Here is a 25,559-nt window from a genome sequence, read left to right on the forward strand (position 1 = left end):
AGGGTCCCCTCTCGGGTGTCGATAAAAAACAGGGCGCCGTCATGACGGGCGCCGCCTTGGGACACGCCAGGCACCGGATCTGGCCAGCACGGGGCTGGCCGGATCCCGGCAGACACCGGGCGCTCACTGCGGCAGGGCGTAACCCGCCGCCTTGATCTGCGCCTGTCCCGGCCCCTTGAGCCAGGCGACCAGGGCATCCACCGCCGCCCCTTTCTTCAGCACCAGGGCCTGCTGCTCGATGGGGGGATAGAAGCTGGCCGGTACCGCCCAGGCTTCGCCGGTCTTGCCCGCCTCCACCAGGTTGGCCCAGGCGACGAAGCCCAGCTTCGCATTGCCGGTGTCGACGAACTGCCAGGTCTGGCTGATGTTGGTGCCGGTCAGCACCCGATACTGCTTGGGATCGATCTTGAGATGAGCCAGGGTCGCCATGGCGGCGGCGCCATAGGGCGCTGTCTTGGGGTTGGCGATGGCCAGCTCCCCCTGCCAGTGGCGCAAGGTGGCCTCGTCGGGAGCAGGCCCCCCCTTCTGCCAGAGGCCGAGCTGACCGATGGCATAGGTGAAGCGTTCGCTCCCCTTGCCTTCCGACTCCAGCTTTTGAGGGGTCGCCACGTCGGCCGAGAGGAAGAGATCGAAGGGCGCACCGTGGGTGATCTGGGTATAGAGCACGCCGGTGGCCGCCGAACTGATGACGACGCTGTGGCCGGTCTTGGCGGTGAACTCCTTGCCGATGCGCTCTATGGTGCCCTTGAAGTTGGCCGCCACCGCCACCTTGACCTCGTCAGCCAGCACAGCACCGCTGTACATGGCGCCGGCCCCCAGCACCAACACGGATACCCATCTCTTCATTCCTTTGCTCCTTATGTTCCGGCACGGCCGGATCGATTGACACGAGCCCGAGGCTCACTCCCCTTGTTGCCAGCGGGCCAGGGCGGCGTCATCGCTCGCCCTGGCCTCGACCCAGCGTTGCACCCCGTCGGCGGTCAGCTCTTTTTTCCAGAACGGCGCCCGGGTCTTCAAGAAATCCATGATGAAGTGGCAGGCCTCGAAAGCCGCCTCGCGGTGGGCGCTGCTCACCACCACCAGCACGATCTGATCCCCGAGCAGCAGCTCGCCGATGCGGTGAATGAGGGTGCACTCCTGCAGGGGCCAGCGGCTGCGGGCCTCGGCCACTATGTTCGTCAGCGCCTTCTCGGTCATGCCGGGGTAGTGCTCGAGGGCCAGCCCTTTCACATGCTCCCCCTGATTGAAGTCGCGCACCTTGCCGACAAAGCTGACTATCGCGCCTGTGTCCTGCCGGGCAGCAAGGCGGGCATATTCGTCGGCCAGCGAGAAGTCTTCCCGCTGCACCAGGATGCGATCGGTCATGGTCAGCCTCCTGTCGTCACTGGAAGGAGAGGGAAGAAGGCGGCCTCACCACAGTCCCGCAGCTCAGTGGCGCGATCTACGGTCATTATCTCGTTCATCCTTAACCTCCGGTCACCGGCGGGAAGAAGGCGACCTCATCCCCGTCATGGAGGGGGGTATCCAGCGGCACCAGGGTCTGGTTGACCGCCACCAGGAGCTTGCCGGATTCGAGCGCCAGCGCCCACTTGTCACCTCGCTCGCTCAAGGCGGCGCGAAGGACATCGGCACTGGCGTAGTCGCAAGGCAGGCTGAGCTCGTCGCAGCCGACCAGCTCACGCACCTGCGCAAAAAACAGAACCTTGATCATGCCTGCTCTCCTTTGGTCGCACCCAGTTGGAAATGACCGGACTTGCCGCCCTTTTTCTCCACCAGACGCACCTGCTCGATCACCATGTCCTTTTGCACCGCCTTGCACATGTCGTAGATGGTCAGGGCCGCCACCGAGGCAGCGGTGAGCGCTTCCATCTCCACCCCGGTCTTGCCCGAGAGCTTGCACAGGGTGCGGATATGGACCCGATTGTGCGCCGTCTGGGGGGCTATCTCTACCTCCACCCGGGTCAGAGCCAGGGGATGGCACAGGGGAATGAGGTCGGCGGTCTTCTTGGCCGCCATGATGCCGGCGATGCGGGCGGTGGCGAACACGTCCCCCTTGTGGTGCTGACCGCTCAGGATCAACGCCAGGGTCTCGGGGGCCATGGTCACGAAAGCCTCGGCGCGGGCCTCGCGTTCGGTCACCTGCTTGTCGGTGACATCCACCATGTGGGCCTCGCCGCTCTGGTTGAGATGGGTCAGGTTCATCTATGCACCTATCGAAAAATAAGATGGATGATCCGGGTTTACTCCCGAGATCACAGATGGGTCACGAAGTTGCACGGCCGGGTACGGGCGTCGAGCTGATCCCGGATAAGCTGTTCCCAGCCCAGACGGCAGGCGCCGGTGGAGCCGGGCAGGCAGCAGATCAGGGTGCGATTGGCGAGCCCTGCCAGGGCACGGCTCTGCATGGCGGAGCCTTTTATCTCGGCAAACGAGAGCTGGCGGAACATCTCGCCAAAACCCTGCACCGTGCGCTCGAACAGCACGCCGACCGCCTCGGGCACCCGGTTCTGCTCGTTGAAGCCGGTGCCGCCGTTGATGAGCACCACCTGGACTCCCTCATCGGCAATCCAGTCGCTCACCTGGGCGCGGATGCGAAACAGGTTGTCTGGGCAGAGCGCCCGGTCGGCCAGCACGTGGCCAGTCTGGGTCAGGGCCTCGACCAGATAGTCCCCCGAGCTGTCATCGGCGGCGGTGCGACTGTCGGAAACCGTCAGGACGGCGATCTTGAGAGGGATGAATTCGCTGTGTTTGGGTGCCATTGGGACCATTCCTGTCAATCATTGACCACGAGAGGATGAGGTGAACGCGCCGCACCGTGGTGCCAGCCATGAAAGGAGCCGGTGGGCGCCGCGTTGCCGGGAAGGGATTCTATCAAAAGATGTCTGGCTGGGGGGCGTCATTGCCCATTAATCTCGAAGGCCGCCGGATCCCGGGGATCCGGCGGCCTTCCCATCAGAAGCCTGGCACCCCTTTCATGTCAGGCAGTTGGTGCGCAATCCCCTTGTGGCAGTCGATGCAGGTGTTGGCCCCGCTTGCCAGGTTGGTGGAGTGCATCTGGGCGGCTCGACGCCCTTGCAGGGAGAAGTCCATGTACTCGAAGTTGTGGCAGTTGCGGCACTCGCGCGAATCCGTCTCCTTCATCCGCTGCCACTCCCGCTCGGCCATCTCCCGCCGGTGGGATTCAAACTTCTCGCGGGTATCCACCTTGCCGGTGATCATGCCCCACAGCTCCTTGGAGGCCTGCACCTTGCGGATGATCTTGTAGGTCCACTCGTGGGGTACGTGGCAATCCGGGCAGCTGGCCCGCACGCCGGAGCGGTTGGCGTAGTGGATGGTGTCGCGGTACTCCACGAACACGTTGTCCTTCATCTCGTGGCAGCTGGTGCAGAAGGCCTCGGTGTTGGACGCTTCCATGGCGGTGTTGAACCCGCCCCAGAAGATGACGCCACCGAAGAAGCCCATCAGCAGGATGACCCAGAGGGCCGCCTTCGACGGTGACTTGAAGGTGGTCCACAGACGCTTCACAAAGCCGGGTAATTTCATCTATGGGTTCCTCAGTTCAGCGCTTCAACCGGTTTGAAGGTATTGTTCACCAGCGGCTTGGCATCCGCTTGCGGCACGTGGCACTGCAGACAGAAGTAGCGACGCGGAGAGACTTCGCCCAGGGTCATGCCGTCGCGGGTCTCGAAGTGGGTGGGGCTTATCTTGGGGGCCTTCATGGCACTGGCGTTCTTGAAGCTGTGACAGGCCAGGCACTTGTTGACCTTGTTGTCCACTTCATAGTTGCGGGTGTCGTGGGGGATCAGCGGGGGCTGGTGCATGTACTGGCGATCGTAGAGGTCGCCATCCTTGCGAAAGTTCTTCATGGGGGCCGCGTCGGCATCCGTCACCAGATCCGTGCTTCCCCGCTCCGACTTGATGCCCCCCGTGCTGTTGGTGATCTCGGGGACGGCCGCCATCAAGGAACCCGCCATCAGGCAGGCCAGCATTGCTCCAATCAGCTTCTTCATTATGTGTTCTCCGACGTTTTCTCTGCCTTGACGGCAAAACCTACAGTGATTTCAAAAACTTGCTCCGCGCAGACATCGATGCAACGGCCGCAGTTGGTACACTCCTGAGCCGCAATCAAGGGCCCGTGACCACGCCTGGCACCGTGAACGGGGCCGCGCAGGATGGGACGCTCCGGGCAGACCGCATAGCAATCCATGCAGTTGCTGCACCGCTCGCGCCCCGAGGCTGCAATCTTGATGAACCCGACCCGGTTGACCAGGGCATAGAAGGCCCCCACCGGACAGAGGTGGCCGCACCAGCCCCGCTCCACCACAAAAAGGTCGAACAGGAACAGCGCCGCCAGCAGGCCCCAGCCCGCCCCCATGCCGAACAGCAGGCCCCGCAGGGTGAGCGACACCGGGTTGACCAGCTCCCACACCAGCACGCCTGTGATGGCCGGTGCCACCAGCACCATGGCCAGCAGCCAGTAGCGGGTAGCGCGGTTGAACTGACCATTGCCCTTGAGGCCAAGTCGCCCCCTGAGCCAGGCGGCGGCATCGGTGACCAGGTTGACCGGACAGACCCAGGAGCAGAACACCCGCCCCCCGACCAGCCAGTAACCCGCGAGCACCAGCCCGGCCCCGAGCCACAGGGTGGGGATGGGCCACTGGCCCGCCGCCACCGACTGCAACAGGGTCAGGGGATCCGTGAGGGGCACAGTCTCCAGCAGCAGGGAGCTGGAGAGGTTGCCCTTGAGGATCCAGATGCCCGCGAGCGGCCCCAGCAGGAACAGCCCCAGCACCCCGAACTGGCAAAGCCGGCGCAGCAGCAGGAAGCGATGGGCACGCCACCACCCCAGCCTGGCCGTGGCCTCGGCCCCCGGATACCGACTCATAGACCCTCCGGTTTGCGGGTCGGCAGGGTCAGTCGCTCACCGATGAGGGACTTGCCCGCCTTCTCCTTCTCTTCCCAGCCGAGCCGGTAGTGGTGACCCAGCTCCCCCTTGGCAAGCCCGCGAGGCACCACCTTGATGGCCGCCTCCTCCAGCACGCAGGCGTGCTCGCACTTGCCGCAGCCGGTACAGAGATCGCTGTGCACCGTGGGCAGGAACATGGCGTGCTTGCCGGTGCGCGGGTTGTGTTGCAGCTCAAGGGTAATGGCCTTGTCGATGAGGGGGCAGACCCGGTAGCAGACGTCGCAGCGCAGCCCCAGGTAGTTGAGGCAGGTCTCGTGATCGATGAGCACCGCCACCCCCATCCGTGCCTGATCGATGTCGGTCATGGCCCGATCCAGGGCCCCGCTCGGGCAGGCCGCCACGCAGGGGATGTCGTCACACATCTCGCACGGGACGGCGCGCGCCTTGAAGTAGGGGGTGCCGGTGGTCACGGGTTCAAACAGCCGGGCGAGCTTGAGGGTGTCGTAGGGGCAGGCCAGGGCGCAGAGTCCGCAGCGCACGCAGGCGCCGAGAAACTCGGCCTCGTCGAGGGCAGCCGGCGGGCGCAGCGCCTGGGCAGGCAAAGCCTGCACCTGCTGGCGCGCCACGCCGCCAAGCCCCACACCAAGCAGGCCCACACCGCAGGCCCCCTTGGCCATGTCGGCCAGAAACTGGCGCCGACTACGACTCATCTCGCGCTCCCCCGCCTCAGGCCTTCATGACCTTGACGGCGCACTTCTTGTAATCCGTCTCTTTGGAGAGCGGATCCGTGGCGTCCAGGGTCAGCTTGTTGACCAGCTGGCTCGCGTCGAAGAAGGGCATGAACACCAATCCCTTGGGCGGACGGTTGCGGCCACGGGTCTCGACCCGGGTCTTCACCTCGCCCCGGCGGGAGGAGACGATCACCTCTTCACCACGGCGCACGCCGCGAGCCTTGGCATCTTCCGGGTGCATGAAGAGCACCGCATCCGGGAAGGCGCGATAGAGCTCGGGCACGCGACGGGTCATGGTGCCGGTGTGCCAGTGCTCCAGCACGCGACCGGTGGAGAGCCACATGTCGTACTCTTTGTCCGGAGCCTCGGCGGCGGGCTCATAGGGCAGCGCGAAGATGACCGCCTTGCCGTCGGGCTTGCCGTAGAAGCGCACCCCCTCCCCCGCTTTCACGTAAGGGTCGAACCCTTCGCGATAGCGCCACAGGGTCTCCTTGCCGTCCACCACAGGCCAGCGCAGGCCGCGGGCTTCGTGATACTGATCGAACGGCGCCAGATCGTGGCCATGGCCGCGACCGAAGGAGGCGTACTCCTCGAACAGCCCCTTCTGGACGTAGAAACCAAAGTGCTCGGCCTCGTCGTTCAGGGCCCCCTTGCTCTGCTCTTTCGGGAACTGGTTCACCTGGCCGTTGGCATAGAGCACGTCGAACAGGGTCTTGCCCTTCACTTCCGGCATCTTGGCAATCAACTCAGCCGGCCACACCTCTTCCACGGTGAAGCGTTTGGAGAATTCCATCAGCTGCCACAGGTCGGACTTGGCGCCTTCCGGTGCCTTCACCTGCTGGTGCCAGAACTGGGTGCGACGCTCGGCGTTGCCGTAGGCCCCCTCTTTCTCCACCCACATGGCGGTGGGCAGGATGAGGTCGGCCGCCTGGGCGGTCACGGTCGGATAAGGGTCGGAGACCACGATGAAGTTGGCCGGGTTGCGATAACCGGGCAGCGCCTCTTCATTCATGTTCGGGCCGGCCTGCATGTTGTTGTTGCACATCACCCAGTAGGCGTTGAGCTTGCCGTCTTTCAGCATGCGGTTTTGCAGCACGGCGTGGTAGCCCACCTGCTCGGGAATGGTGCCTTCCGGCAGCTTCCAGATCTTCTCGGCGATGGCGCGGTGCTTGGGATCCGTGACCACCATGTCCGCCGGCAGACGGTGGGCGAAGGTACCCACTTCACGGGCGGTGCCACAGGCGGAGGGCTGGCCGGTCAGGGAGAAGGGGCCGGAGCCCGGCTGGGAGATCTTGCCGGTCAGCAGGTGGATGTTGTAGCAGAGGTTGTTGGCCCAGACGCCGCGGGTGTGCTGGTTGAAGCCCATGGTCCAGTAGGAGACCACCTTCTTGTCCGGATCCGCATAGATCTGTGCCAGCTTCTCGAGCTTGTCCTTGGGCACGCCGGAGAGCTTGGAGACGGACTCCAGATCGTAATCCGCCACGAACTTGGCGAAGTCCTCGAAGCTCATGGGGGTGGAGTCGCCGCTGTCCGGGTTCTTGGCCTTTTGCTGGAGCGGGTTGGTGGGACGCAGGCCGTAGCCGATGTCGGTCACCCCTTTGCGGAACTGGGTGTGCTTGTTGACGAACTCCCAGTTCACCTTGTCGTTCTGGATGATGTAGTTGGCGATGTAGTTGAGGATCGCCAGATCGGTCTGGGGGGTGAACACCAGTCCGTTGTCCGCCAGCTCGAAGCTGCGGTGCTCGAAGGTGGAGAGCACGTGCACCTGCACATCCTGGTGGGACAGACGGCGATCGGAGATGCGCGACCAGAGGATGGGGTGCATCTCGGCCATGTTGGAGCCCCACAGCACGAAGGCGTCGGCCTGCTCGATGTCGTCGTAGCAGCCCATGGGTTCATCCATGCCGAAGGTACGCATGAAGCCCACCACCGCGGAGGCCATGCAGTGACGGGCATTGGGATCCAGGTTGTTGGAGCGCAGGCCTGCCTTCATCAGCTTGGCGGCGGCATAGCCTTCCCAGACGGTCCACTGGCCGGAGCCGAACATGCCGACGGCGGTCGGGCCCTTCTCTTTCAGGGTCGCCTTGAACTTCTCGGCCATGATGTCGAAGGCCTGATCCCAGCTGATGGGGGCGAAGTTGCCGTTCTTGTCGAACTTGCCGTTGGTCATGCGCAGCATGGGCTGGGTCAGGCGATCCTCCCCGTACATGATCTTGGAGAGGAAATAGCCCTTGATGCAGTTCAGGCCGCGGTTGACCGGTGCATCGGGATCCCCCTGGGTCGCCACGACGCGGCCAGCCTGGGAGCCCACCAGCACGGAGCAGCCGGTCCCGCAGAAGCGGCACGGCGCCTTATCCCAGGTGATGGCGGTCTTGTCGGTACTGGTGATCAGGTTCGCCGCCAGAGTGGGGGCACTGACACCGGCCACGGCAGCGGCTGCCGCCACCGCATTGGCCTTCATAAAGTCGCGTCGACTCAGCTTCATGACATATCCTCGCATTGCTTAATCACATCAATGACAGCCATTGTGACGAGCCGCGCTGGCTCAGCTCCATGGCGCTTTATTCCTTTGCTCTGGGCTTTTCGTTCATCGAACGCAGACAACAGACCCGGCATCCCGTGTATTACCCGTGGCGGTCAGCGAACGACTCTTGCGCTTCTGCCACATGACGCCTTATTCCCCATCTTCGGCGTCCATTTCATCGAACTGGTGGTAGATCAGGGCCGCAGAGAGCACCCCGGGCAACCCCTGAATGGTGTCGATGGCCGCCATGATGGGGCGCTGGCTCGGCCCCTCCAGGGTCACCACCAGCTTGCCCTCCTCGCTGACGGCGTGGATCTCGGCCCCATCCAGGGTCGCAATCCGCTCTGCCAGGGCGTGGCGCAGATCGGGCTGGGTCAGCACCACCAGGCTGGATACATGGAACTCTTCTCGCGTCATATCACCGTTTTCCAACTTGTTCGTCTCTTGGGTCATCGCGAAGCCTCGCCACGAGACAGACCGATGCTGATGCTGCCCACCGGGCAATCCGCCACGCAGGCCCCGCAGCCATTGCACGACTCGGCATGGATGCTGGGGGTGGGTACGCGCCCCAGCCGGGGGGAAAAGCGGATGGCCTGCTGCTCGCAGCTGTCCTGACAGCGCTGGCAGAACACCTGGGCAGTGGCCAGACAGCCCGCCTCGATATGGGCCACATACTCCCAGGGTGTCTGGGTTGTCGGCCTGAACACCGGCGCCTGGCAGGCGCTCACACACTCGGTGCAGAAGGTGCACTCGCCGCGGTGAAAATCCACCGTGGGGAAGCCCCCGTCTCCCTTGATCAGGATCTGCTCCGGACAGGCCGCCAGACAGTCGCCGCAGCGGGTACAGCCGACCACGAACTCGTCCCAGGAGACGGACCAGGGCAACTGGATCCCGGCCTTGGGGGCGCTCAGGCGTCCCCGAAACAGGCCTCTGCGTGACAAGTTGACCCCGTCGGTCATATCGACTCCTCTTTTCGGGGACGGATGCCCCCGCGCGGATCCCGTGACTGGCATTTTCAATACCAATTATAAGCGTGGGTGTATATTGCGGCCCTGACAAGTCAGGGGATATACCACCAGGGAGATAAACAGGGGGGATTCTTGCGCTGGATCAAACCCTTGGCGCAATTAGACACAGCAGGGGCAAGGTAAATTACCCCTATGTGAGGATTGATAATTAATCGAAGGTTATTTGAGGTGCACGGCGGCTCTCAGCCGCCGATGGAGGCCAGGTGAGGGGTCATGCCTGCATTGCCTTCATGGAGGCGATGGGTGGCGGCCTTGCCGGTCAGCGCCTGGCGAATACGCCATTGCAGCGCCTCCTGCTGGCTGTCATCGGTGAGCAGATCCCGCAGTTCCACCCCGTTGTCGCCAAAGAGACACAGGTGCAGCTTGCCCTTGGAGGAGACCCGCAGCCGGTTGCAACCGGCGCAAAAATCCTTGCTGTAGGGCATGATGAGCCCCACCCCGCCCCTCGAGTCCGGATGGGTGAACACCTGGGCAGGGCCATCATCCAGGCCGCGCAGCTGCTGCACCCAGCCGCTCTCTTGCAGGCGCTGCTTGATGAGTTCACCGCTGGTATGGTGATCGCGAAACAGGGCGTCCATCTCGCCGGTCTGCATCAGTTCGATGAAACGAAGCTCGATGGGTTTGTCCCGGATCCAGGCGAGGAATGTCTCGAGCTGATGATCATTGAGCCCCTTGAGCAGCACGGCATTGATCTTGACCGACCGAAAACCGGCACTCAGGGCGGCGTCTATCCCCGCCATCACCTCCGCCAGCTTGTTCTCGCCGGTGATCTGGTGGAACTGGCGGGGATCCAGGCTGTCGACGCTGACGTTCAGGGCCGTCAGCCCCGCATCGAACCACTCGCGGGCACGCTCCTTGAGGCGATACCCGTTGGTGGTCATGGCCACCTTCTCGATGCCGGGGGTATTGGCCACGGTCTCGATGATGGCCGTGAAGTCTCGGCGCAGGGAGGGCTCGCCTCCGGTCAGACGCACCTTGCGCGTCCCCATGGCCGCAAACCCGGAGACGACGCGACGGATCTCCTCCAGGGAGAGGAAGGACTGGCGCCCCTCACCATCTCCTTTCGGCGGGTGATAGCCGTCCGGCAGACAGTAGGTACAGCGGAAATTGCAGACGTCGGTGACCGACAGACGCAAATAGTAAAAGCGACGGGAAAAACCATCTTCAAGTGGCAACATAAACACCTTTCCAAATACGGGAGGCCAGGGCATTTCTTTCCTGACCCTTTCAGCTCGAACATCGGCTGACGGCGATCTCCCCCTATCTCAATGACTTAGGCAAAATCGCTCGGAGTTCATCTAGTTTTTCGATGCTAGCACAACTTGGAGTACACTCCCATGCTACTTTGTGGGGTCTTTGTGGGTGAAAAGGGAGCCGGTCGGCATGGGAAAATGGTTCAGAGTGCAGTCGGTCAGCAGCGCCATCGGTCGCTCCATGGTGCTGATCCTGTTCATGGCCAGCCTGATCGCCGTGGTGGCCATGGTCACCCTCTTCTATTCGGTTCCCGATGCCAAGGCCATCAACCTGTCGGGATCCCTGCGCATGCAGGCCTACCGCATGGCCTATGAAATCGAGAAGGATCAGGTCGTCCTCGGCCGGCTCGCCCAGTTTGAACAGACCCTTCATGCCCCCGAGCTGCAGGAGACCCAGCGCTGGATCACGCCCGCCTCCCTGCGCCGCACCTATGGTGAAGTCCTCTTGCAATGGCAAGTGATGCGCGAACACATCGAGAATGCCACTCCCAGCCGTTATACCGACAATACGGAGCAGTTCGTCGCCGCCATCGATGACTTCGTCAACCAGATGCAGTACCACGTGGAGTTCAAGGTGCGCATGCTGGCCCTGGCAGAGGGATTGGGTCTGCTCGCCATCATCACCATCGCCTGGTGCACGGTGCGCTTCACCCGCCAGCAGGTGGTGGCGCCCCTCAATCAGCTGGTCTATTGCGCACGCCAGATCCAGCGTCAGGAATTCGATCTCACCCTGCCCCCCCACTGTGAGAACGAGCTGGGAGAGCTGTCGGGAGCGTTCGCGACCATGGCCGACGAGCTTGGCAAACTCTACCGGGAGCTGGAGAGCAAGGTGGAGGAGAAAACGGCCAAGCTGCAACAGGCCAACGACACCCTCTCCTTCCTCTATTCCACCGCCCAGAAACTGCACGCGGCGCCCCTCAGCCGCCGCACCCTGCAAAAGCTGCTGGAGCGGGCCGCCGCCCACCAGCACATCGAGTACATCCGCCTCACCCGCTTCGAGCACAATGCGATGCCGGTCTACATCACAGGTCGCAAGGGGTGGCCGGGGGATCTGGACGCCGTGGTGAGCTTCTACCTGCAGATGGATGACGAGGAGTACGGCCGGCTCGACATGATAAGCGACCACCCCATCGACGAGCGGCTGATGAAGAACTTCTCCATGTTGCTGGCCCAGGTGCTGCACAAGGATCAGACCCTGCTGCAGCACCAGCGCCTGCTGCTGATGGAAGAGCGCGCCGTCATCGCCCGTGAACTGCACGACTCCCTCGCCCAGGCCCTCTCTTACCTGAAGATCCAGGCCACGCTGCTCAAGCGCTCCTTCGCCAAGGGGGACAGGGCCAAGACCGAGGCAGCCATGGAGCAGATCGACGAGGGACTCAGCAATGCCTATACCCAGTTGCGCGAACTGCTCGGCACCTTCCGCCTCAGCATCGGCGATGCCAACTTGGGTGAAGCCATCGCGGTCATGCTCGAGCAGCTCAAACCCCAGACGCACGCCGACATCAGGCTCCAGTACGGACTGACGGACACCGACCTTGAAGCGGGGCAGCACATCCACATCCTGCAGCTGATCCGTGAGGCAGTGCTCAATGCCATCAAGCATGCCAGCGCGCGGCACATTGACGTTAGCTGTGAGACCCTGGCTGATGGTAACATCCAGGTTCAGATTGCAGATGATGGTGTTGGAATAAGGGGCGCAAGCTCGGCGGTGAATCACTACGGTCTCAGCATCATGAATGAACGCGCCAGCAAATTGCGCGGCCAGTTGACCATCAGTGAACCGCCCTCCGGGGGCACCCGCATACACCTGACCTTTCCCACCAGCCTAACAAGAGACGCCTGATGGACGAGATGAAATACAGTGTTCTGGTCGTGGATGACCACCCCCTGATGCGCAAGGGAATTGTGCAACTGCTGGAGTTGGAAGATAACATCGACGTGGTTGGCGAGGCCTCCAACGGCACCGACGCTGTGGCCATGGCCAAGGAGTCCGAACCGGACCTTATCCTGCTCGACCTCAACATGAAGGGGTTGTCAGGTCTCGATACCCTCAAGGCGCTGCGGGCCGAAGAGGTGACTTCCCGCGTGGTGATCCTGACCGTCTCTGACGCCCGCCAAGATGTGGTTGCCCTGCTCAAGGCAGGCGCGGACGGCTATCTGCTCAAGGACACCGAGCCTGACATGCTGCTGGCCCAGCTGGCTGACGTGATGACCGGCAAGCAGATCCTGAGCGAGCCGCTACGTCCCTATCTCGAGAACATCTACGAGCTGGACCACCTGCAGCAGAAGCTGGAGAGCCTGACCCGACGCGAGATGCAGATCATGCGTGAAATCGCCAAGGGGTTGTCCAACAAGCAGGTCGCCTCCGTGCTCCATATCTCCGAGGGAACCGTCAAGGTCCACGTCAAGAGCCTGCTGAAAAAGCTCGAGGCCCAAAGCCGCGTCGAAGCAGCCGTCATGTACCTGGAACAGCGCAACTGAGGTCCCGGCCTCCTGCCAGCAAGGGGTCACCATCCGTGCCCCCTTGCTGGCCCCCTCTCCTTTTCCCCAAATGGCGCGGAACCCGGTGCTCTATTGAGTAGATGGATTATTATTTTCATGACATCGCACGGGAAGGAAACATCGACATGACCTTTGAGCAGATAGAGCTGGTCCAGAAAGCCTGGGGCAGGGTGAGCGCCCTGAACAACAGCTATGTCCAGGAGGTGTATGAAGAGCTGTTCAGATTGTCCCCCGAACTCAGGGCCCTCTTTCCCCCACATCAGGAGCTGCCTGTTGCCAAGGTGTCGGACACCCTGAACACCGTCATCACCAGCCTCTCCCAGCTGGATGCACTGGGTTTCATCATTCGCGATCTCGGCAGGCGTCACCAGCGATTCAACGTTCAACCCCACCAGTTTGCGCTGCTCAAGCAGGCGCTGACCCAGGTACTGGCACGACGTCTCGGCAGTGGTTTTACCCCGGCACTGGCACAGGCCTGGTCGCAGATGTATGACGAGATAGCCGCCCTGATGCTGGACGGCATGACACAGCACACCGAATTCACCACCTGATCCCCTGGCCTTTGCCCCCAATCGCTGAATGGGTCTGTAACAGGCATTTTGCATGAATCAAATTTGCAATATGCGAAAATAGACTCATTCTGCACACAGGGTATGTTCGGCGCCCTTACACCTCACCTGAATCCCTTTCGCACTGCCTTGCCTGCATTCGCGACATCAAATCACAATAGATTGATTTTAAATGGATATTAAAAATAACCACGGGAAATGACTCACCCCTTCGCCACGCCACCTCTCTCTGGCACGGTCACTGCATTGTCACATTCAGCAATGACTGATTAGGAGGATGGAACATGAAACTTCAACAACTGGCACTGTTCCCCTTGCCGTCCCACATTCTGCCCGGTGGCAAGCTCCCCCTTCGCCTGTTCGAGCCGCGCCACCTGCAGATGCTCAAGGAGTCCTTCCTCGAGGATCGGGGTTTTGGCATCGTGATGGAAGAGACCACCAGCACGGGTACCTGCGGACGGATTCTCCCGGTCGGAACCCGCGTCAAGGTGACTGATTTTTATACCCTCAACGACGGTTTGCTCGGGGTCACCGTGCTCGGCCTTGAACGCTTCTGCATCCACGAGATGGAAACGGATAGCGCAGGCCTCAGACACGCCCAGGTCGAGCCGTTGCCCAACTGGCCGAGTGCGGATTCTGATATCAGCGACAACCAGCTGGTCAGCCGATTGAGAGAGGTCTTTGCACAATACCCGGAACTGGATGAGCTCTATCCGGACAAGCAGTTCGACGATGCAGCCTGGCTCTGCCAACGCTGGCTCGAGATCCTGCCCATGCCGATCTATGAAAAACAGATGTTGATTGCCAAACAGAACAGTGAAGCGGCGCGCCAGTTCTTGCGCCGACTGATCGCACAGTGAGTCAAAGAGTGAGTCAACGGTTGGTTTGCAAAACGCGAATTCTCGGCACTGCATTCTTATAATGAAAAAATGAGAATTGCATTTTGCAATCACGGTAGCGATAAATAACACACAACTCAGCTACAGGCCGCAAATAACAGGTTTTGAAAAGTTGGCACGACTTTTTCATATAAAACCGTACAACCCGATTTATCCCGTGCTCTCTTCAGTATTTGCTGAAGAATTGGTCAACCACCAGGTTGACCATTTTTTTTACCCAAAATCGGCCGGCATCACCTGCAATGGCGGAGCAGGCAGCTTCGCAGCCTGGCAAGACTGATGGGTTTGGCCAGAAAATCGTTCATGCCCTGAGCAAGGCAGCGGGCCCTGTCCTCCATCATGGCATTGGCCGTCAACGCGACGATGGGCACCTCGCACCCCATGTCCCGTAGGCGCCGGGTCGCCTCCAGCCCATCCATCTGCGGCATCCGCATATCCATCAGGACAAGGTCCGGCTGCTGCTTCGCCACCTGTGCCAGGGCCTCCAGACCATTGCCTGCCAGCCTCACCCTGCACACCAGCTTCTGCAGCATCAGGGATACCACCAGTTGATTGACCGGACTATCTTCCACCACCAGCACATCCAGCTCCAGTCTGGCGCACTCTTCACTGCCGGGGGCGGTGGCCGGAGCACAGGGAGAGGCCATCCCGGGCAGCTCGAACCAGAAGCAGCTTCCCAGCCCAGGCGTGCTCTGCACGCAAATATCTCCCCCCATCAGCTGCACCAGCCGCCTGCAGATGGCCAGTCCGAGCCCCGAGCCGGAGAAGCGGCGGGTTGCCGAACTGTCGACCTGATAGAAGGGTTCGAACAGCAACGCCTGATCCTCGGTGGAGATGCCGATCCCCGTGTCGCTGACCATGACCCCCAACTTTTCCTCCTCCCAGGTCAATGCCAGACGCACGCTGCCGGCGGAGGTGAACTTCACGGCATTGCCAAGCAGGTTGCCTATCACCTGGGAGAGGCGGACGGCATCCCCTTGAAGGCGTTCGGGGAGCGTCTCATCCAGATGCCAGTGCAGTGTGATTCCCTTGGCACTGGCCTGTGCCTGCAAGGGCTCCACCAGGGCACGGCACAGCTCGGCTGGCTGAAAGGGTTCACAGTGCAGCGTCAGGGTATGTGACTCTATTTTCGAGAAATCGAGCACATCGTCGATGATGGTCTGCAACAGATGCGCAGAGTGGGTGGCATGGCCGATGAGGGTCTGTTGCGGAGTGTCGAGCCGGCCGTGCTGCAGCAGATCCAGCATCCCCAGCACGGCGTTCATGGGAGAGCGGATCTCGTGGGTCATCATGGCGAGGAACTGGGATTTGGCACGGTTGGCCGTCTCGGCATCGTCCCGCGCCCGCGCCAGCTCCTGCTCCCGGCGGATCTGGCTGCCTATCTCCCGCGCCGTGCCCCGATAGCCGAGGAAGCGGCCACCGGCATCATGGCAAGGCTCCGCATTGATCTCCATCCAGCAAGGCCCGCCCGCCAGCATCACCTGGGCCCGCATTCCCCGCACCGGCAGATGGTGGGCGATCAGGTGCCGGTAGTGGCTCCAGGCCGGGTCTTGCTTGTCGTGGGCAAAATCATAGAGGCTTCTCCCCGTCTGGCGGGCCAGCACCTCCCCCTGATAGCCAGGGGCAGAGACATAGCTGAGCCTGTGCTGGGGATCGGTCTCCCAGAACCAGTCGGAGGCCATGGCGGCAAAACTGCGAAAACGCTGTTCGCTGGCCTGCAGGGCCAGGGTCTTGAGGTCAACCTGTTCTTGCAGGCGAGCCCGATAGGCGATGTTGACCAGGGCCTGGGAGATGAGCGGGCGACAACGCTGCATCGCCGCCTTGCTCTTGAGATCGAAGGTGCCCGCCACGCTGTGCCGGCAGATGAGCACACCGGAAAACCCCGGTCCCTGCAAGCCTGTCATCATGACGCTGGCCCAGCCCGGCGCCCCCGCCAGCGGCGCCAGCTCAGGCAGTTGGGCGGGATCATAGATGACCAGGGTCTCCCCCTCGATGGCCCTGGAGAAGAGCGGTGTCAGCGACCAGGTCCGGCCCACCTCGTCCGGCTGAGTGCTCAGATGGGTGCTGCCCCTCACGGCCTCCCAGGCGACCACGTCCGCCTGCTCAAATCCGATAAAGGGCTTGAGAGCAAGAATGAGACTCTCCAGTACCTGCTCCAGACTCTGGGCCTGTGCCAGGGTCGCCACCCCGCACAGCAGGGCTTGGGACTCCTCCCGATATCTGGCCTCCCGCTCCCGGCAACGCATCAGCTCCACCAGCGTGGTTTGCAGTTTGTCACCCAGGGTTTCGAGTTCGCTATTGCCTATCATCTTGAATCCAGCACAGTGTCAGCTCTCGAGGAAGATTACGCTCGACACCATGAGGTTGCCGTGTGCCAGCTCACCATGGGGTAATCGTCCCTGTTCACCGAAGGTAAAGGGCGTGATGAAGGGGATCTCACCCAGCCTCTGACTGAATTGACTGACGATGTCCCCCAGCCTGTCCCCCAGTGCCAGCCGACAACCGGCACAAAACACCACCAGGGCGCCAAAGGGGCGCATATTGCTCGCCATGCCATATTCAGGCTCGATATTCACCGCATTCAGGCTACGCTGCAACAACCCTTCCTGGCTGCTGTACATGAGCAGCAGCCGCTCTCCCAGTCGGGTCTCGGTAAAGAGGCGCAGCCCCTCCCGCGCCGTCACCGCCTCGGGATGGGAGAGCTTGTAGTAGGGCAGGTCATCGAGCATGCCGACCTGACGGGCCAGTGGCGAGAGCGTCGTCTCCCTGAGGATGGGGCCCACCGGCCAGGGCGTCGCACGCTCGGTCCAGCGACCATAGACCCGGGCCGCCGGCTCGTGATCGATGGTCAGCACCTCCCGCCCGTCTATCCCGGTAATGATGCCGCGACACTCGGTGGGTACATAGCCTGAGTGAAACTGGAACGCCAGTTGGCAGTCCGGGTAAAGCACCGCCAACACGCACCCTTGTGATCCCTCCCCTTCGTCCCAGCACAGCTGCCACTGCCCGGCCACGCCATCGTCTGCCGCCGACCCGCCGACGACGGGAACGGTCGCGCCAAACTCGGCGTCGATCCCAGCGAGCACAGCCTCCTCCAGCCCCGGGCTGGTGTGCAGCAACACGAGCTGCGGCAGCTCTCCCGGTCGGCCACCATCGGCGATGGCGCGGCGCAGCAATGCCCGCACATCCGGTTGATCCCCCATCTGGCCAGCCACGCCATAGGCCCCCTTGTCATCATAAAGGGCGGCGACCGACAGGCTCCAGCCATGCCGACCATGATGGCCATCCTGGGTCAGGATACCGCCGCAGGAGCTGCAACCGATCAGCCGGGTATCGGGAAAACGTGCCTTGAGCGCACGGCGCAGTTCCGCCGCCTCGTGTGCTTGGGTAAAATAGACCAGCAACAGCGATGGAACATGGGATGACTGGGCATGCAACCGCTCTGTAACTTGTTGGGCGGCCAGTGGGGTCGTCTCGGCAAGCGAGTGAGCCGTCAGGAAGTTCAACATCGTCTCCTAGGGGTACGGGATGCTGGCATCAAGCAAAAATCATACCCTTATCAAACAATTACCTGGCCATGGAGACTAGAATGGTGCTCACTGGCCTCCCACGGGATCACTGCATGTGGCAGAAAAATATCAATGACTTCGACCGGGTTGTCGCCATCGGCGGCGGGCACGGTATGGGCCGGGTGCTCTCTTCCCTGTCGTTCTTGGGATCCCGGCTGACGGGCATCGTCACCACCACGGATGATGGCGGCTCCACCGGACGCCTGCGCAAAAGCCAGGAGTGCATCGCCTGGGGGGATCTGCGCAACTGCCTCAACCAGTTGGTGACCACCCCCAGCATCGGTAGCCAGCTGTTCGAGCACCGCTTTACCGGCCGCGGAGAGCTGGCGGGCCACAACCTCGGCAACCTGATGCTGCTGGCCCTCGACAACCTCTGCGTGCGCCCCCTGGATGCCATCCGGCTCATCAGTGACATGCTGGAAATTGAACCCAATCTGCTGCCCATGTCCGAGCATCCCACCGATCTGTGCGCCCACACCGTCTGTGGCGATCAGATCCTGGGAGAGGTCTCCATCGATCAGCTCACCACACCGCCACGGGCCCTGAGCCTGAAACCGGTCGTGCCCGCCACGCGCGAAGCGGTCGAGGCGCTGAGCCAGGCCGACATGATCATCCTGGGGCCGGGCAGCTTCCTCACCTCCATCATGCCTCCTCTGCTGCTGCGCGAGATTGCGGAGGCGATACGCAGCAGCCGCGCCATCGTCGTGTTCATCAGCAATCTGGTGGACGAAGAGGGTCCGGCAGGCCAGTTGTCACTGCCCAGTCAACATCGTTGGCTGGAAGAGCGGATAGGCAGCGGCCGGATCGATGCCATTCTGGCTCCCGAGGGCCCCCAGGTACCCGAGCTGCAGCACTGCCTCGTTCGGGCCGAGCTGGGTGAAGCGGCCCTCCCCCACCGCCACGACCGCCTCAAGCTGCGGCTGGCACTCGACACCGTGATCCTGAGCAGGCTTGGCGAGCGCGACATGGCGGGCTGATGCCCTTCTGGCTCAGTGAAACTGGGCCAGATGGGTGAAGACCTGGGGCAGTGAGTGCTCCAGCTCAGCCAGCAGTCTGCCGGCCTCTTGCTCATCTTCCCGGCGACAGGCGGACTCCAGATCCATCACCTGCTGATAGCTGGGTTTGGCGCCATAGCTGCCACAGGACGATTTCATGCTGTGGGCAACACGCGCAAGGGCTGACCAGTCCCGCTGCTCAAAAAGCGGTCTTAATTGGGCCAACTGCTCGCCTACCTCTTCGACAAACACCGAGATGACGACCGGCATCATCTCGTGACCGATGTCATCTGCCAGTTGTCGCAGCACTTTCTGATCCAGCCACTCCATCTTCTCTTCCCTATGATGGTATTCAAACAGACCACAATATAGCGGACCCACAGCCCCGCTGTCACCCGCCCTTCGGGCATGCCCGTATCGCTCCGGATGCTCTTGGGACACCAGAATGTGAGCAGCTTCAAGTTATCGGTATGTCAGTCAGAATGGAGAGAGATAAAGGTTGTCACAAAATTAACATTAAAGTAACAATGCAACCCATGAGAATGATGCGGCTCAGCAACACCTCTCTCATCCCTTTTTGCCTGTATGGCTGCTGCGAAGAACCAGGGTAGACATCTACCCTGGTGTTTTTTATTTCTGGTTCAACAAGTTGGCTGCATTGCCATATTCCAGCTCGCCCAGCCTGAACAGGCAGAACTCCCCGGGCACCATCTTCACCCAATTCTCGTTGCCGGTGAGCGGCCGGGTGGCGATCAGGGTCACCACATCGTTCGGCGTGGTTTCACTCTGAAAGTCGATGGCCACATCCTCATCCAGCAGACGGGCTTCGCCAAAGGGAGCCCTGCGCGTCAACCAGTAAAGGTTGTTGCTGCAATAGGTCATCACGAACTCTCCGTCCGACAGCAGCATGTTGAACACCCCGAGCCCGCGCAGCTCGTCGCACAGGGTCGCGAGGTAGCGGAACATGGCGGGGAAATTTGCCGGCCGTTTGGGGTACTTGTGCTCCAGCCTGTCGAGCAACCAGCAGAAGGCGTGCTCGCTGTCGGTCTCGCCGACCGGACGGTGCCGCCCCGTGGGCAGCTTCTTGTAACCGGTCAACTGGCCATTGTGGGCAAAGGTCCAGTAACGGCCCCACAGTTCGCGGGTAAAGGGGTGGGTGTTTTCCAGGGAGACACACCCCCGGTTCGCCTGCCGGATGTGGCTGACCACGGCACGGCTCTTGATGGGCAGTGCCTGGACCAGCTTGGCGATGGGAGACTGGGCGCTGGGTTCGGGATCCTTGAAGGTGCGAAAACCCCGCCCCTCATAGAATGTGATCCCCCAGCCATCCTTGTGGGGACCGGTCTTGCCGCCCCGCAGCATCAGCCCGGTAAAGCTGAAGCAGATGTCGGTCGGCACATTGGCACTCATGCCGAGCAGTTCGCACATATACCATCCACTCCCTGAATGTCTTGACTCTGGTTTCGTCAATCAACCGTCACGGCTGGACGAGAGGGCCGGTATGGTCACCCATCCCCCCTCTCAATCCCGGATCGTTGATTACTTGGCCATCTCTTTTTCAACCAGCTGGATCAGGATGTGGATCACCTTGATGTGCACTTCCTGGATGCGGTCGGCATAACCGAAGTGCGGCACACGGATCTCCACATCGGCCAGGCCAGCCATCTTGCCGCCGTCCTTGCCGGTCAGGGCAATCACCTTCATCCCTTTGGCACGGGCCGCCTCGATGGCTTTGAGGATGTTGCCGGAGTTGCCGCTGGTGGAGATGCCGAGCAGCACGTCACCACGGCGGCCGACGGCCTCCACATAGCGAGAGAAGACATAGTCATAGCCAAAGTCGTTGGAGACGCAGGAGAGGTGGCTGGGATCGGAGATGGCGATGCCGGCATAGCCTGGGCGGTTCTCGCGATAACGACCGGTCAGCTCCTCGGCAAAGTGCATGGCATCGCAGTGGGAGCCGCCGTTGCCGCAGGAGAGTACCTTGCCTTCCTGCTTGAAGGAGTCGGCGAGCAGCCTGGCCGCCGCCTCGATGTTTTTCAGATTTTGCTCATCTGCCAGGAACGCCTGAAGCACGCTGGCAGCCTCGGTCAACTCGTTGCGGATCAGTTCTTGGTACATGGTTCTTGAAATCTCGTCGTCCAACATAGGGTGGCGGCATTGTCGCACAAGCCAGTCCAATCGTCGCCCCCCGCCCGCCAAGATGGGGCGGGCAGCGCGTTATGGAGATCACAGAGCCAAGGTAACAGGCTTGTAAACAGCTTGATAAGTTTGTGCGTATGAATTACAACAGGGGCCATATCCAACAGGTCAGACCTCTGGATCAGTTAACGCCAATTTCCCAACCTCGGCAATTCATGCAAGGAGCAAACAATGACGACGACCCTCACTCTGCTCGGGGTGATCCTGGTGATCGGCGCCATGGCCTATCGCCGTGCGTCCCTGTTCACCGCCACGCTTGCCACGGCCGCCGCCCTGGTCGCCGGCACCTTCTATGGCCATGTACCCCTGCTGGTGTGGGCGCTGTTCGCGGTGATAGCTCTGCCCCTCAATCTGGTGGAGTTTCGCCGTAACCAGCTGACCAAGCCGCTGTTCAAGATCTACAAGTCCATCATGCCGGAGATGTCCCGTACCGAAAAGGAAGCCATCGAAGCGGGGACGACCTGGTGGGAAGCGGATCTGTTTGCCGGCAACCCGGACTGGAAGAAGCTGCACGCCATTCCGGTGAGCACCCTCAGCGCCGAGGAGCAGGCCTTCATGGACGGCCCGGTTGAAGAAGTGTGCCGCATGGTCAACGACTGGGAAGTGACCCACGAGCGTGCCGATCTCTCCCCCGAAGTGTGGCAATACCTGAAGGACAACAAGTTCTTCGCCATGATCATCAAGAAGAAATATGGCGGGCTGGAGTTCTCCGCCTACGCACAGTCCTGCGTGCTGCAAAAGCTGTGCGGCGCCAGCGCCGTGCTCGCCTCCACCGTCGGCGTTCCCAACTCCTTAGGGCCGGGTGAGCTGCTGCAACACTACGGCACTGACGAGCAGAAGGATTACTACCTGCCCCGTCTGGCTGTCGGCAAGGAGATCCCCTGTTTCGCCCTGACCAGCCCGGAAGCGGGTTCTGATGCGGGCTCGATTCCCGACTTCGGCATCGTCTGCAAAGGCGAGTGGGAAGGGGAAGAGGTGCTCGGCATGCGCCTGACCTGGAACAAGCGCTACATTACCCTGGCTCCCATCGCCACCGTACTCGGCCTCGCCTTCAAGCTGCGTGACCCTGACCACCTGCTGGGTGAGGAAGAAGAGCTCGGCATCACCTGCGCCCTCATTCCGACCCACATCAAGGGAGTCGACATCGGTCGCCGCCACTTCCCGCTCAACGTGCCGTTCCAGAACGGCCCGACCCGCGGCAAGGACGTGTTTGTACCGCTCGACTTCATCATCGGCGGCCCGGCCATGGCCGGTCAGGGCTGGCGCATGCTGGTGGAGTGTCTCTCCGTCGGTCGCGGCATCACCCTGCCCTCCAACAGCACGGGCGGCGTCAAGATGCTGGCCCTGGCCACTGGTGCCTACAGCCGCATCCGTCGCCAGTTCAAGCTGCCGATTGGCAAGATGGAAGGGATTGAAGAGCCGCTGGCACGCCTGGGTGGCAACGCCTACATCATGGGCGCCGCCGCCAAACTGACGGTCACCGGCATCGATCTCGGTGAAAAACCCTCGGTCATCTCCGCCATCGTCAAGTACCACCTCACCGACCGCGCCCAGAAGTGCATCATTGACGCCATGGACATCCATGGCGGCAAGGCCATCTGCATGGGGCCGAACAACTATCTGGCCCGTGGCTATCAGGGGGCGCCCATCGCCGTGACCGTCGAAGGAGCCAATATCCTGACCCGCAGCATGATCATTTACGGTCAGGGAGCCATCCGTTGCCATCCCTACGTGTTGCCGGAGATGCTGGCAGCCAGCCACCCCGACAAAGAGCAGGCGCTGAAAGATTTCGACAAGGCGATGTTCAGCCACGTGGGCTTTGCCATCAGCAATCTGGTGCGCAGCTTCTGGCTGGGGCTGACCGGTGCCCGCTTCGCCGCCGCGCCCTACAAGGATCAGACCAAGGGCTACTATCAGCAACTATCCCGCCTCTCCGCCAACCTGGCCTTCCTGTCAGACATGGCGATGGGCACCCTGGGTGGCGAGCTCAAGCGCAAGGAGCGGGTCTCTGCCCGCCTCGGCGACGTGCTAAGCCAGCTCTATCTGGCCTCCAGCGCCCTCAAGCGCTATCAGGATGAAGGACGCCAGCAGGCCGACCTGCCGCTGCTGCACTGGGCACTGCAAGACGCCCTGTTCAAGGCTCAGGAAGCGATCGACGAGTTGCTGCGCAACTTCCCGAATCGCTGGATTGGTCTGGCCCTGCGCGCCATCGTGCTACCCCTTGGTCGCGACCAGAAGCGTCCCTCCGACAAGCTCGACAGCCAGGTGGCCCGCCTGCTCCAGGTGCCAAGTGCCACTCGCAGCCGTCTGGCCGAGGGTCAATATCTGACGCGCGAGGAGGGCAACCCCTTCGGGCTGCTGGAACAGGCGCTGGACGATGTGCTGACCGCAGAGCCGCTGTTTGACAAGGTCTGCAAAGCCGAAGGGAGCAAACGCCCCTTCACCCAGCTCGACAAGGTGGCAGAGGCGGGCCTGAGCCTCGGTGTCATCAACCAGGCCGAAGCGGACCTGCTGCGGCGCGCCGAGGAGAGTCGCCTTCGCACCATCAACGTCGATGATTTCGATCCCGTCGACCTGGTGGCCAACAAGGCACTGTTTGAAGCCTCCGCTTATCACAGGGCAGCTTGATGCCTCTGATGCCAGAACGCCTCCCTTGTGGAGGCGTTTTTCATGAAAGGGCTGGTGGATGGCATTCGATACGAAGAAAGAGAAACCGACTGGATCATATTTTGGATATCAATCCGTTTCCTATATTGAATGAAGCGGTTAAGGTAAGCACAGGATCACACACAGGATTGCATAATGGATGATCAAATCCTGATTATTGATGATGAAGATCTTCCCCAATCAGCACCGCGTCCCGCCGGCTGGAAGGTGATGATAGTGGACGATGAACCCGAAGTGCATCGCATCACCAAAATCACCCTGAACAAGTTTGAATTCGACGGCAAGCCGATCGATTTTCTGCACGCCTACTCTGCGGCTGAAGCCAAAGCCTTGCTCGCCCTCACCCCGGATGTCGCCCTGCTGCTGCTCGACGTCGTCATGGAGGTCGACCATGCCGGTCTCGAGGTGGTCAAGTTCGTGCGCGACGAGCTGCAAAACAAGATGGTGCGCATCGTGCTGCGAACCGGTCAGCCCGGCCAGGCCCCGGAAGATGACGTGGTGACCAACTACGATATCAACGACTACAAGGACAAGACCGAGCTCACCTCCCAGAAACTGCGCACCCTGCTGCGCGCCAGCCTGCGCTCTTACCGGGACATCCGAACCCTTGAGAGCAATCGACAGGGGCTGGAGAAGGTCATCGAGGCGTCCAAGGGGATCTTCGAGCAGCGCGCCCTGCGCCAGTTCGTCGAAGGAGCCCAGACCCAGCTCAGCGCCCTGCTCAATCTGGAAGAGTCCCAGATTTACGATGTGAAGCACCTGGCGTATGAGGTGCGGGATCAGGTGCTCGAGCCTCTGCTCAGCGATGGTCCCATGCTGCGCCTCGTCGATGCGCCGGAAATCCTGCGCTGTGCCATGGCCAAGGGAGCCAATGTCTACGATGGCAACCAGATGGTGCTCTATTGCCAGAATGCCCGTCATCACCTGCTGTTCCACATCGAGACCACTCGCCCGCTCAGCCAGATGGATACCGGGCTGCTGAGCCTGTTCACCGAAAACATCATAGTGGCGCTGGAGAATATCCGGCTCAACGAGGTGATCGGTGACAACCAGCGAGAGATCATCTATCGCATCGGCGAACTGGTGGAGAGCCGCTCGAAAGAGTCCGGCTTGCACGTCAAGCGGGTGGCCCTCTACACCGAACTGTTCTGCAAGCTGCTCGGCATGAATGAGGACAGGTGCGAGCTCATCAAGCGGGCCTCTCCCCTGCACGACATCGGCAAGGTGGGGATCCCGGACGCCATCTTGCACAAACCGGGCAAACTCACTCCCGAGGAGTGGGAGATCATGAAAACCCACGCCCAGCTTGGGCAGGACATGCTCTCCGGCAGTGATCTGGCCTTGTTCCAGATAGGCGCCACCATCGCGGGCAACCATCACGAGAAGTGGAATGGCAGCGGCTATCCCCGCGGATTGAAGGGAGAGGACATTCCGCTGGAAGGACGCATCGTCGCCCTGGCGGATGTGTTCGATGCCCTGGGCTCGGATCGTTGCTACAAGCAGGCCTGGCCGCTGGATCAGGTGCTGGCGCTGATCAAGGAGGAGAAAGGAGAGCACTTCGATCCCCTCCTGGTGGACCTGATGCTGGCCAATCTGGAGAAATTCCTCGATATTCGCGAGCAGTACAAAGACATCTATATCGGCGCTCACTGATATCGGATTCACCCCATCCACTTGCCACCATGAAGAAGCCGCCCATTGGGCGGCTTCTTTGCAA

At 61.6% G+C, this 25,559-nt stretch carries 25 protein-coding genes and 1 riboswitch; of the genes, 7 read left to right on the plus strand and 18 right to left on the minus strand.

Translation table 11 applies throughout. The annotated features are described in order from the left end of the window. Positions 1 to 123: 123 nt before the first annotated feature. The 13 genes from modA to moaA form a co-directional block, all read right to left on the minus strand. Positions 124 to 846, minus strand: coding sequence for a molybdate ABC transporter substrate-binding protein (gene modA, locus H7R73_RS15615; protein ID WP_010674164.1), 723 nt, complete (start codon positions 844 to 846; stop codon positions 124 to 126). Between the two features lie 54 nt (positions 847 to 900). Beyond that, a complete protein-coding gene (gene moaE / locus H7R73_RS15620) occupies positions 901 to 1,365 on the minus strand; it encodes a molybdopterin synthase catalytic subunit MoaE (protein ID WP_103259834.1) in 465 nt (154 codons plus the stop codon). 100 nt (positions 1,366 to 1,465) lie between these two features. Then, positions 1,466 to 1,711 carry a molybdopterin synthase sulfur carrier subunit gene (moaD, locus tag H7R73_RS15625; RefSeq protein WP_048207331.1) on the minus strand — a complete coding sequence of 82 codons (246 nt, stop codon included), beginning with the start codon at positions 1,709 to 1,711 and terminating at the stop codon, positions 1,466 to 1,468. Beyond that, the gene (moaC, locus tag H7R73_RS15630; RefSeq protein ID WP_010674161.1) at positions 1,708 to 2,202 is read right to left on the minus strand and encodes a cyclic pyranopterin monophosphate synthase MoaC; all 495 of its coding nucleotides are present in this window, start codon (positions 2,200 to 2,202) and stop codon (positions 1,708 to 1,710) included. The genes moaD and moaC overlap by 4 nt, the downstream gene beginning before the upstream one ends. 50 nt (positions 2,203 to 2,252) lie before the next feature. After that, positions 2,253 to 2,759 carry a molybdenum cofactor biosynthesis protein B gene (gene moaB / locus H7R73_RS15635; protein ID WP_039038846.1) on the minus strand — a complete coding sequence of 169 codons (507 nt, stop codon included), beginning with the start codon at positions 2,757 to 2,759 and terminating at the stop codon, positions 2,253 to 2,255. A gap of 193 nt (positions 2,760 to 2,952) precedes the next feature. Continuing rightward, the gene (locus tag H7R73_RS15640) at positions 2,953 to 3,543 is read right to left on the minus strand and encodes a cytochrome c3 family protein (protein WP_039038845.1); all 591 of its coding nucleotides are present in this window, start codon (positions 3,541 to 3,543) and stop codon (positions 2,953 to 2,955) included. 11 nt (positions 3,544 to 3,554) lie between these two features. Continuing rightward, entirely contained in the window at positions 3,555 to 4,010 is a 456-nt protein-coding gene (locus H7R73_RS15645; protein ID WP_029314277.1) for a nitrate reductase cytochrome c-type subunit, read from the minus strand. Further along, entirely contained in the window at positions 4,010 to 4,885 is an 876-nt protein-coding gene (gene napH / locus H7R73_RS15650; protein WP_103259833.1) for a quinol dehydrogenase ferredoxin subunit NapH, read from the minus strand. Before napH ends, H7R73_RS15645 begins: the two co-directional genes overlap by 1 nt. After that, positions 4,882 to 5,616, minus strand: coding sequence for a ferredoxin-type protein NapG (gene napG / locus H7R73_RS15655; RefSeq protein ID WP_103259832.1), 735 nt, complete (start codon positions 5,614 to 5,616; stop codon positions 4,882 to 4,884). Before napG ends, napH begins: the two co-directional genes overlap by 4 nt. A 16-nt stretch (positions 5,617 to 5,632) precedes the next feature. Next, the gene (gene napA, locus H7R73_RS15660) at positions 5,633 to 8,122 is read right to left on the minus strand and encodes a nitrate reductase catalytic subunit NapA (protein ID WP_010674155.1); all 2,490 of its coding nucleotides are present in this window, start codon (positions 8,120 to 8,122) and stop codon (positions 5,633 to 5,635) included. Between the two features lie 189 nt (positions 8,123 to 8,311). Continuing rightward, a complete protein-coding gene (locus tag H7R73_RS15665) occupies positions 8,312 to 8,614 on the minus strand; it encodes a chaperone NapD (RefSeq protein ID WP_010674154.1) in 303 nt (100 codons plus the stop codon). Then, on the minus strand, positions 8,611 to 9,120 hold the full coding sequence (gene napF / locus H7R73_RS15670; protein ID WP_103259831.1) for a ferredoxin-type protein NapF: 510 nt from the start codon (positions 9,118 to 9,120) through the stop codon (positions 8,611 to 8,613). The genes H7R73_RS15665 and napF overlap by 4 nt, the downstream gene beginning before the upstream one ends. Before the next feature lie 251 nt (positions 9,121 to 9,371). Continuing rightward, positions 9,372 to 10,367, minus strand: a complete 996-nt coding sequence (gene moaA, locus H7R73_RS15675) for a GTP 3',8-cyclase MoaA (RefSeq protein ID WP_010674152.1) — start codon at positions 10,365 to 10,367, stop codon at positions 9,372 to 9,374. Next, positions 10,355 to 10,494: riboswitch (molybdenum cofactor riboswitch) on the minus strand. (Overlaps the previous gene by 13 nt.) Positions 10,495 to 10,572: 78 nt before the next feature. On the opposite strand from moaA, the gene narQ reads away from it, so the two are divergent. The 4 genes from narQ (at position 10,573) to H7R73_RS15695 (ending at position 14,373) form a co-directional block, all read left to right on the plus strand. Continuing rightward, positions 10,573 to 12,285, plus strand: coding sequence for a nitrate/nitrite two-component system sensor histidine kinase NarQ (gene narQ / locus H7R73_RS15680; protein ID WP_041215515.1), 1,713 nt, complete (start codon positions 10,573 to 10,575; stop codon positions 12,283 to 12,285). Continuing rightward, complete coding sequence (gene narL, locus H7R73_RS15685) at positions 12,285 to 12,923, plus strand: two-component system response regulator NarL (protein WP_039038841.1); 639 nt, start codon at positions 12,285 to 12,287, stop codon at positions 12,921 to 12,923. Before narQ ends, narL begins: the two co-directional genes overlap by 1 nt. 146 nt (positions 12,924 to 13,069) lie before the next feature. Beyond that, entirely contained in the window at positions 13,070 to 13,495 is a 426-nt protein-coding gene (locus tag H7R73_RS15690; protein WP_039038868.1) for a globin domain-containing protein, read from the plus strand. A gap of 302 nt (positions 13,496 to 13,797) precedes the next feature. Then, positions 13,798 to 14,373 (plus strand): LON peptidase substrate-binding domain-containing protein, encoded by a 576-nt coding sequence (locus tag H7R73_RS15695; RefSeq protein ID WP_103259830.1) that lies wholly within the window; start codon positions 13,798 to 13,800, stop codon positions 14,371 to 14,373. Positions 14,374 to 14,645: 272 nt separating this feature from the next. Here the strand turns inward: H7R73_RS15695 and H7R73_RS15700 are convergent, their stop codons facing one another. Next, positions 14,646 to 16,721, minus strand: a complete 2,076-nt coding sequence (locus H7R73_RS15700) for an ATP-binding protein (RefSeq protein ID WP_182951319.1) — start codon at positions 16,719 to 16,721, stop codon at positions 14,646 to 14,648. Between the two features lie 18 nt (positions 16,722 to 16,739). After that, positions 16,740 to 17,921, minus strand: a complete 1,182-nt coding sequence (locus H7R73_RS15705) for an FIST signal transduction protein (RefSeq protein ID WP_041215518.1) — start codon at positions 17,919 to 17,921, stop codon at positions 16,740 to 16,742. 113 nt (positions 17,922 to 18,034) lie between these two features. On the opposite strand from H7R73_RS15705, the gene H7R73_RS15710 reads away from it, so the two are divergent. Next, entirely contained in the window at positions 18,035 to 18,958 is a 924-nt protein-coding gene (locus H7R73_RS15710; protein WP_103244658.1) for a gluconeogenesis factor YvcK family protein, read from the plus strand. Positions 18,959 to 18,970: 12 nt separating this feature from the next. On the opposite strand, the gene H7R73_RS15715 is transcribed toward H7R73_RS15710, so the two are convergent. The 3 genes from H7R73_RS15715 to lpcA all read right to left on the minus strand — a co-directional run bounded on the left by H7R73_RS15715 (position 18,971) and on the right by lpcA (position 21,094). Beyond that, positions 18,971 to 19,306, minus strand: coding sequence for an Hpt domain-containing protein (locus tag H7R73_RS15715; RefSeq protein ID WP_039038838.1), 336 nt, complete (start codon positions 19,304 to 19,306; stop codon positions 18,971 to 18,973). A 300-nt stretch (positions 19,307 to 19,606) separates the two neighbouring features. Next, entirely contained in the window at positions 19,607 to 20,404 is a 798-nt protein-coding gene (locus H7R73_RS15720) for a class II glutamine amidotransferase (protein WP_103259829.1), read from the minus strand. Positions 20,405 to 20,515: 111 nt separating this feature from the next. Further along, the gene (gene lpcA / locus H7R73_RS15725; protein WP_010674142.1) at positions 20,516 to 21,094 is read right to left on the minus strand and encodes a D-sedoheptulose 7-phosphate isomerase; all 579 of its coding nucleotides are present in this window, start codon (positions 21,092 to 21,094) and stop codon (positions 20,516 to 20,518) included. Positions 21,095 to 21,346: 252 nt separating this feature from the next. Here lpcA and fadE point away from each other — a divergent pair, with 252 nt between their 5' ends. Next, a complete protein-coding gene (gene fadE / locus H7R73_RS15730) occupies positions 21,347 to 23,803 on the plus strand; it encodes an acyl-CoA dehydrogenase FadE (protein ID WP_182951320.1) in 2,457 nt (818 codons plus the stop codon). A 174-nt stretch (positions 23,804 to 23,977) separates the two neighbouring features. Next, complete coding sequence (locus H7R73_RS15735; protein ID WP_039038835.1) at positions 23,978 to 25,495, plus strand: HD domain-containing phosphohydrolase; 1,518 nt, start codon at positions 23,978 to 23,980, stop codon at positions 25,493 to 25,495. The last annotated feature ends 64 nt before the right edge of the window (positions 25,496 to 25,559 follow it).

The organism is Aeromonas sp. WP2-W18-CRE-05, assembly GCF_014168615.1.
GTDB lineage: Bacteria > Pseudomonadota > Gammaproteobacteria > Enterobacterales > Aeromonadaceae > Aeromonas > Aeromonas caviae.

Bases quoted from the DNA above. Each gene is read 5' to 3' on its own strand.
- modA (WP_010674164.1), bottom strand. From the start codon at position 846: ATGAAGAGATGGGTATCCGTGTTGGTGCTGGGGGCCGGCGCCATGTAC.
- moaE (WP_103259834.1), bottom strand. From the start codon at position 1,365: ATGACCGATCGCATCCTGGTGCAGCGGGAAGACTTCTCGCTGGCCGAC.
- moaD (WP_048207331.1), bottom strand. From the start codon at position 1,711: ATGATCAAGGTTCTGTTTTTTGCGCAGGTGCGTGAGCTGGTCGGCTGC.
- moaC (WP_010674161.1), bottom strand. From the start codon at position 2,202: ATGAACCTGACCCATCTCAACCAGAGCGGCGAGGCCCACATGGTGGAT.
- moaB (WP_039038846.1), bottom strand. From the start codon at position 2,759: ATGGCACCCAAACACAGCGAATTCATCCCTCTCAAGATCGCCGTCCTG.
- H7R73_RS15640 (WP_039038845.1), bottom strand. From the start codon at position 3,543: ATGAAATTACCCGGCTTTGTGAAGCGTCTGTGGACCACCTTCAAGTCA.
- H7R73_RS15645 (WP_029314277.1), bottom strand. From the start codon at position 4,010: ATGAAGAAGCTGATTGGAGCAATGCTGGCCTGCCTGATGGCGGGTTCC.
- napH (WP_103259833.1), bottom strand. From the start codon at position 4,885: ATGAGTCGGTATCCGGGGGCCGAGGCCACGGCCAGGCTGGGGTGGTGG.
- napG (WP_103259832.1), bottom strand. From the start codon at position 5,616: ATGAGTCGTAGTCGGCGCCAGTTTCTGGCCGACATGGCCAAGGGGGCC.
- napA (WP_010674155.1), bottom strand. From the start codon at position 8,122: ATGAAGCTGAGTCGACGCGACTTTATGAAGGCCAATGCGGTGGCGGCA.
- H7R73_RS15665 (WP_010674154.1), bottom strand. From the start codon at position 8,614: ATGACCCAAGAGACGAACAAGTTGGAAAACGGTGATATGACGCGAGAA.
- napF (WP_103259831.1), bottom strand. From the start codon at position 9,120: ATGACCGACGGGGTCAACTTGTCACGCAGAGGCCTGTTTCGGGGACGC.
- moaA (WP_010674152.1), bottom strand. From the start codon at position 10,367: ATGTTGCCACTTGAAGATGGTTTTTCCCGTCGCTTTTACTATTTGCGT.
- narQ (WP_041215515.1), top strand. From the start codon at position 10,573: ATGGGAAAATGGTTCAGAGTGCAGTCGGTCAGCAGCGCCATCGGTCGC.
- narL (WP_039038841.1), top strand. From the start codon at position 12,285: ATGGACGAGATGAAATACAGTGTTCTGGTCGTGGATGACCACCCCCTG.
- H7R73_RS15690 (WP_039038868.1), top strand. From the start codon at position 13,070: ATGACCTTTGAGCAGATAGAGCTGGTCCAGAAAGCCTGGGGCAGGGTG.
- H7R73_RS15695 (WP_103259830.1), top strand. From the start codon at position 13,798: ATGAAACTTCAACAACTGGCACTGTTCCCCTTGCCGTCCCACATTCTG.
- H7R73_RS15700 (WP_182951319.1), bottom strand. From the start codon at position 16,721: ATGATAGGCAATAGCGAACTCGAAACCCTGGGTGACAAACTGCAAACC.
- H7R73_RS15705 (WP_041215518.1), bottom strand. From the start codon at position 17,921: ATGTTGAACTTCCTGACGGCTCACTCGCTTGCCGAGACGACCCCACTG.
- H7R73_RS15710 (WP_103244658.1), top strand. From the start codon at position 18,035: ATGTGGCAGAAAAATATCAATGACTTCGACCGGGTTGTCGCCATCGGC.
- H7R73_RS15715 (WP_039038838.1), bottom strand. From the start codon at position 19,306: ATGGAGTGGCTGGATCAGAAAGTGCTGCGACAACTGGCAGATGACATC.
- H7R73_RS15720 (WP_103259829.1), bottom strand. From the start codon at position 20,404: ATGTGCGAACTGCTCGGCATGAGTGCCAATGTGCCGACCGACATCTGC.
- lpcA (WP_010674142.1), bottom strand. From the start codon at position 21,094: ATGTACCAAGAACTGATCCGCAACGAGTTGACCGAGGCTGCCAGCGTG.
- fadE (WP_182951320.1), top strand. From the start codon at position 21,347: ATGACGACGACCCTCACTCTGCTCGGGGTGATCCTGGTGATCGGCGCC.
- H7R73_RS15735 (WP_039038835.1), top strand. From the start codon at position 23,978: ATGGATGATCAAATCCTGATTATTGATGATGAAGATCTTCCCCAATCA.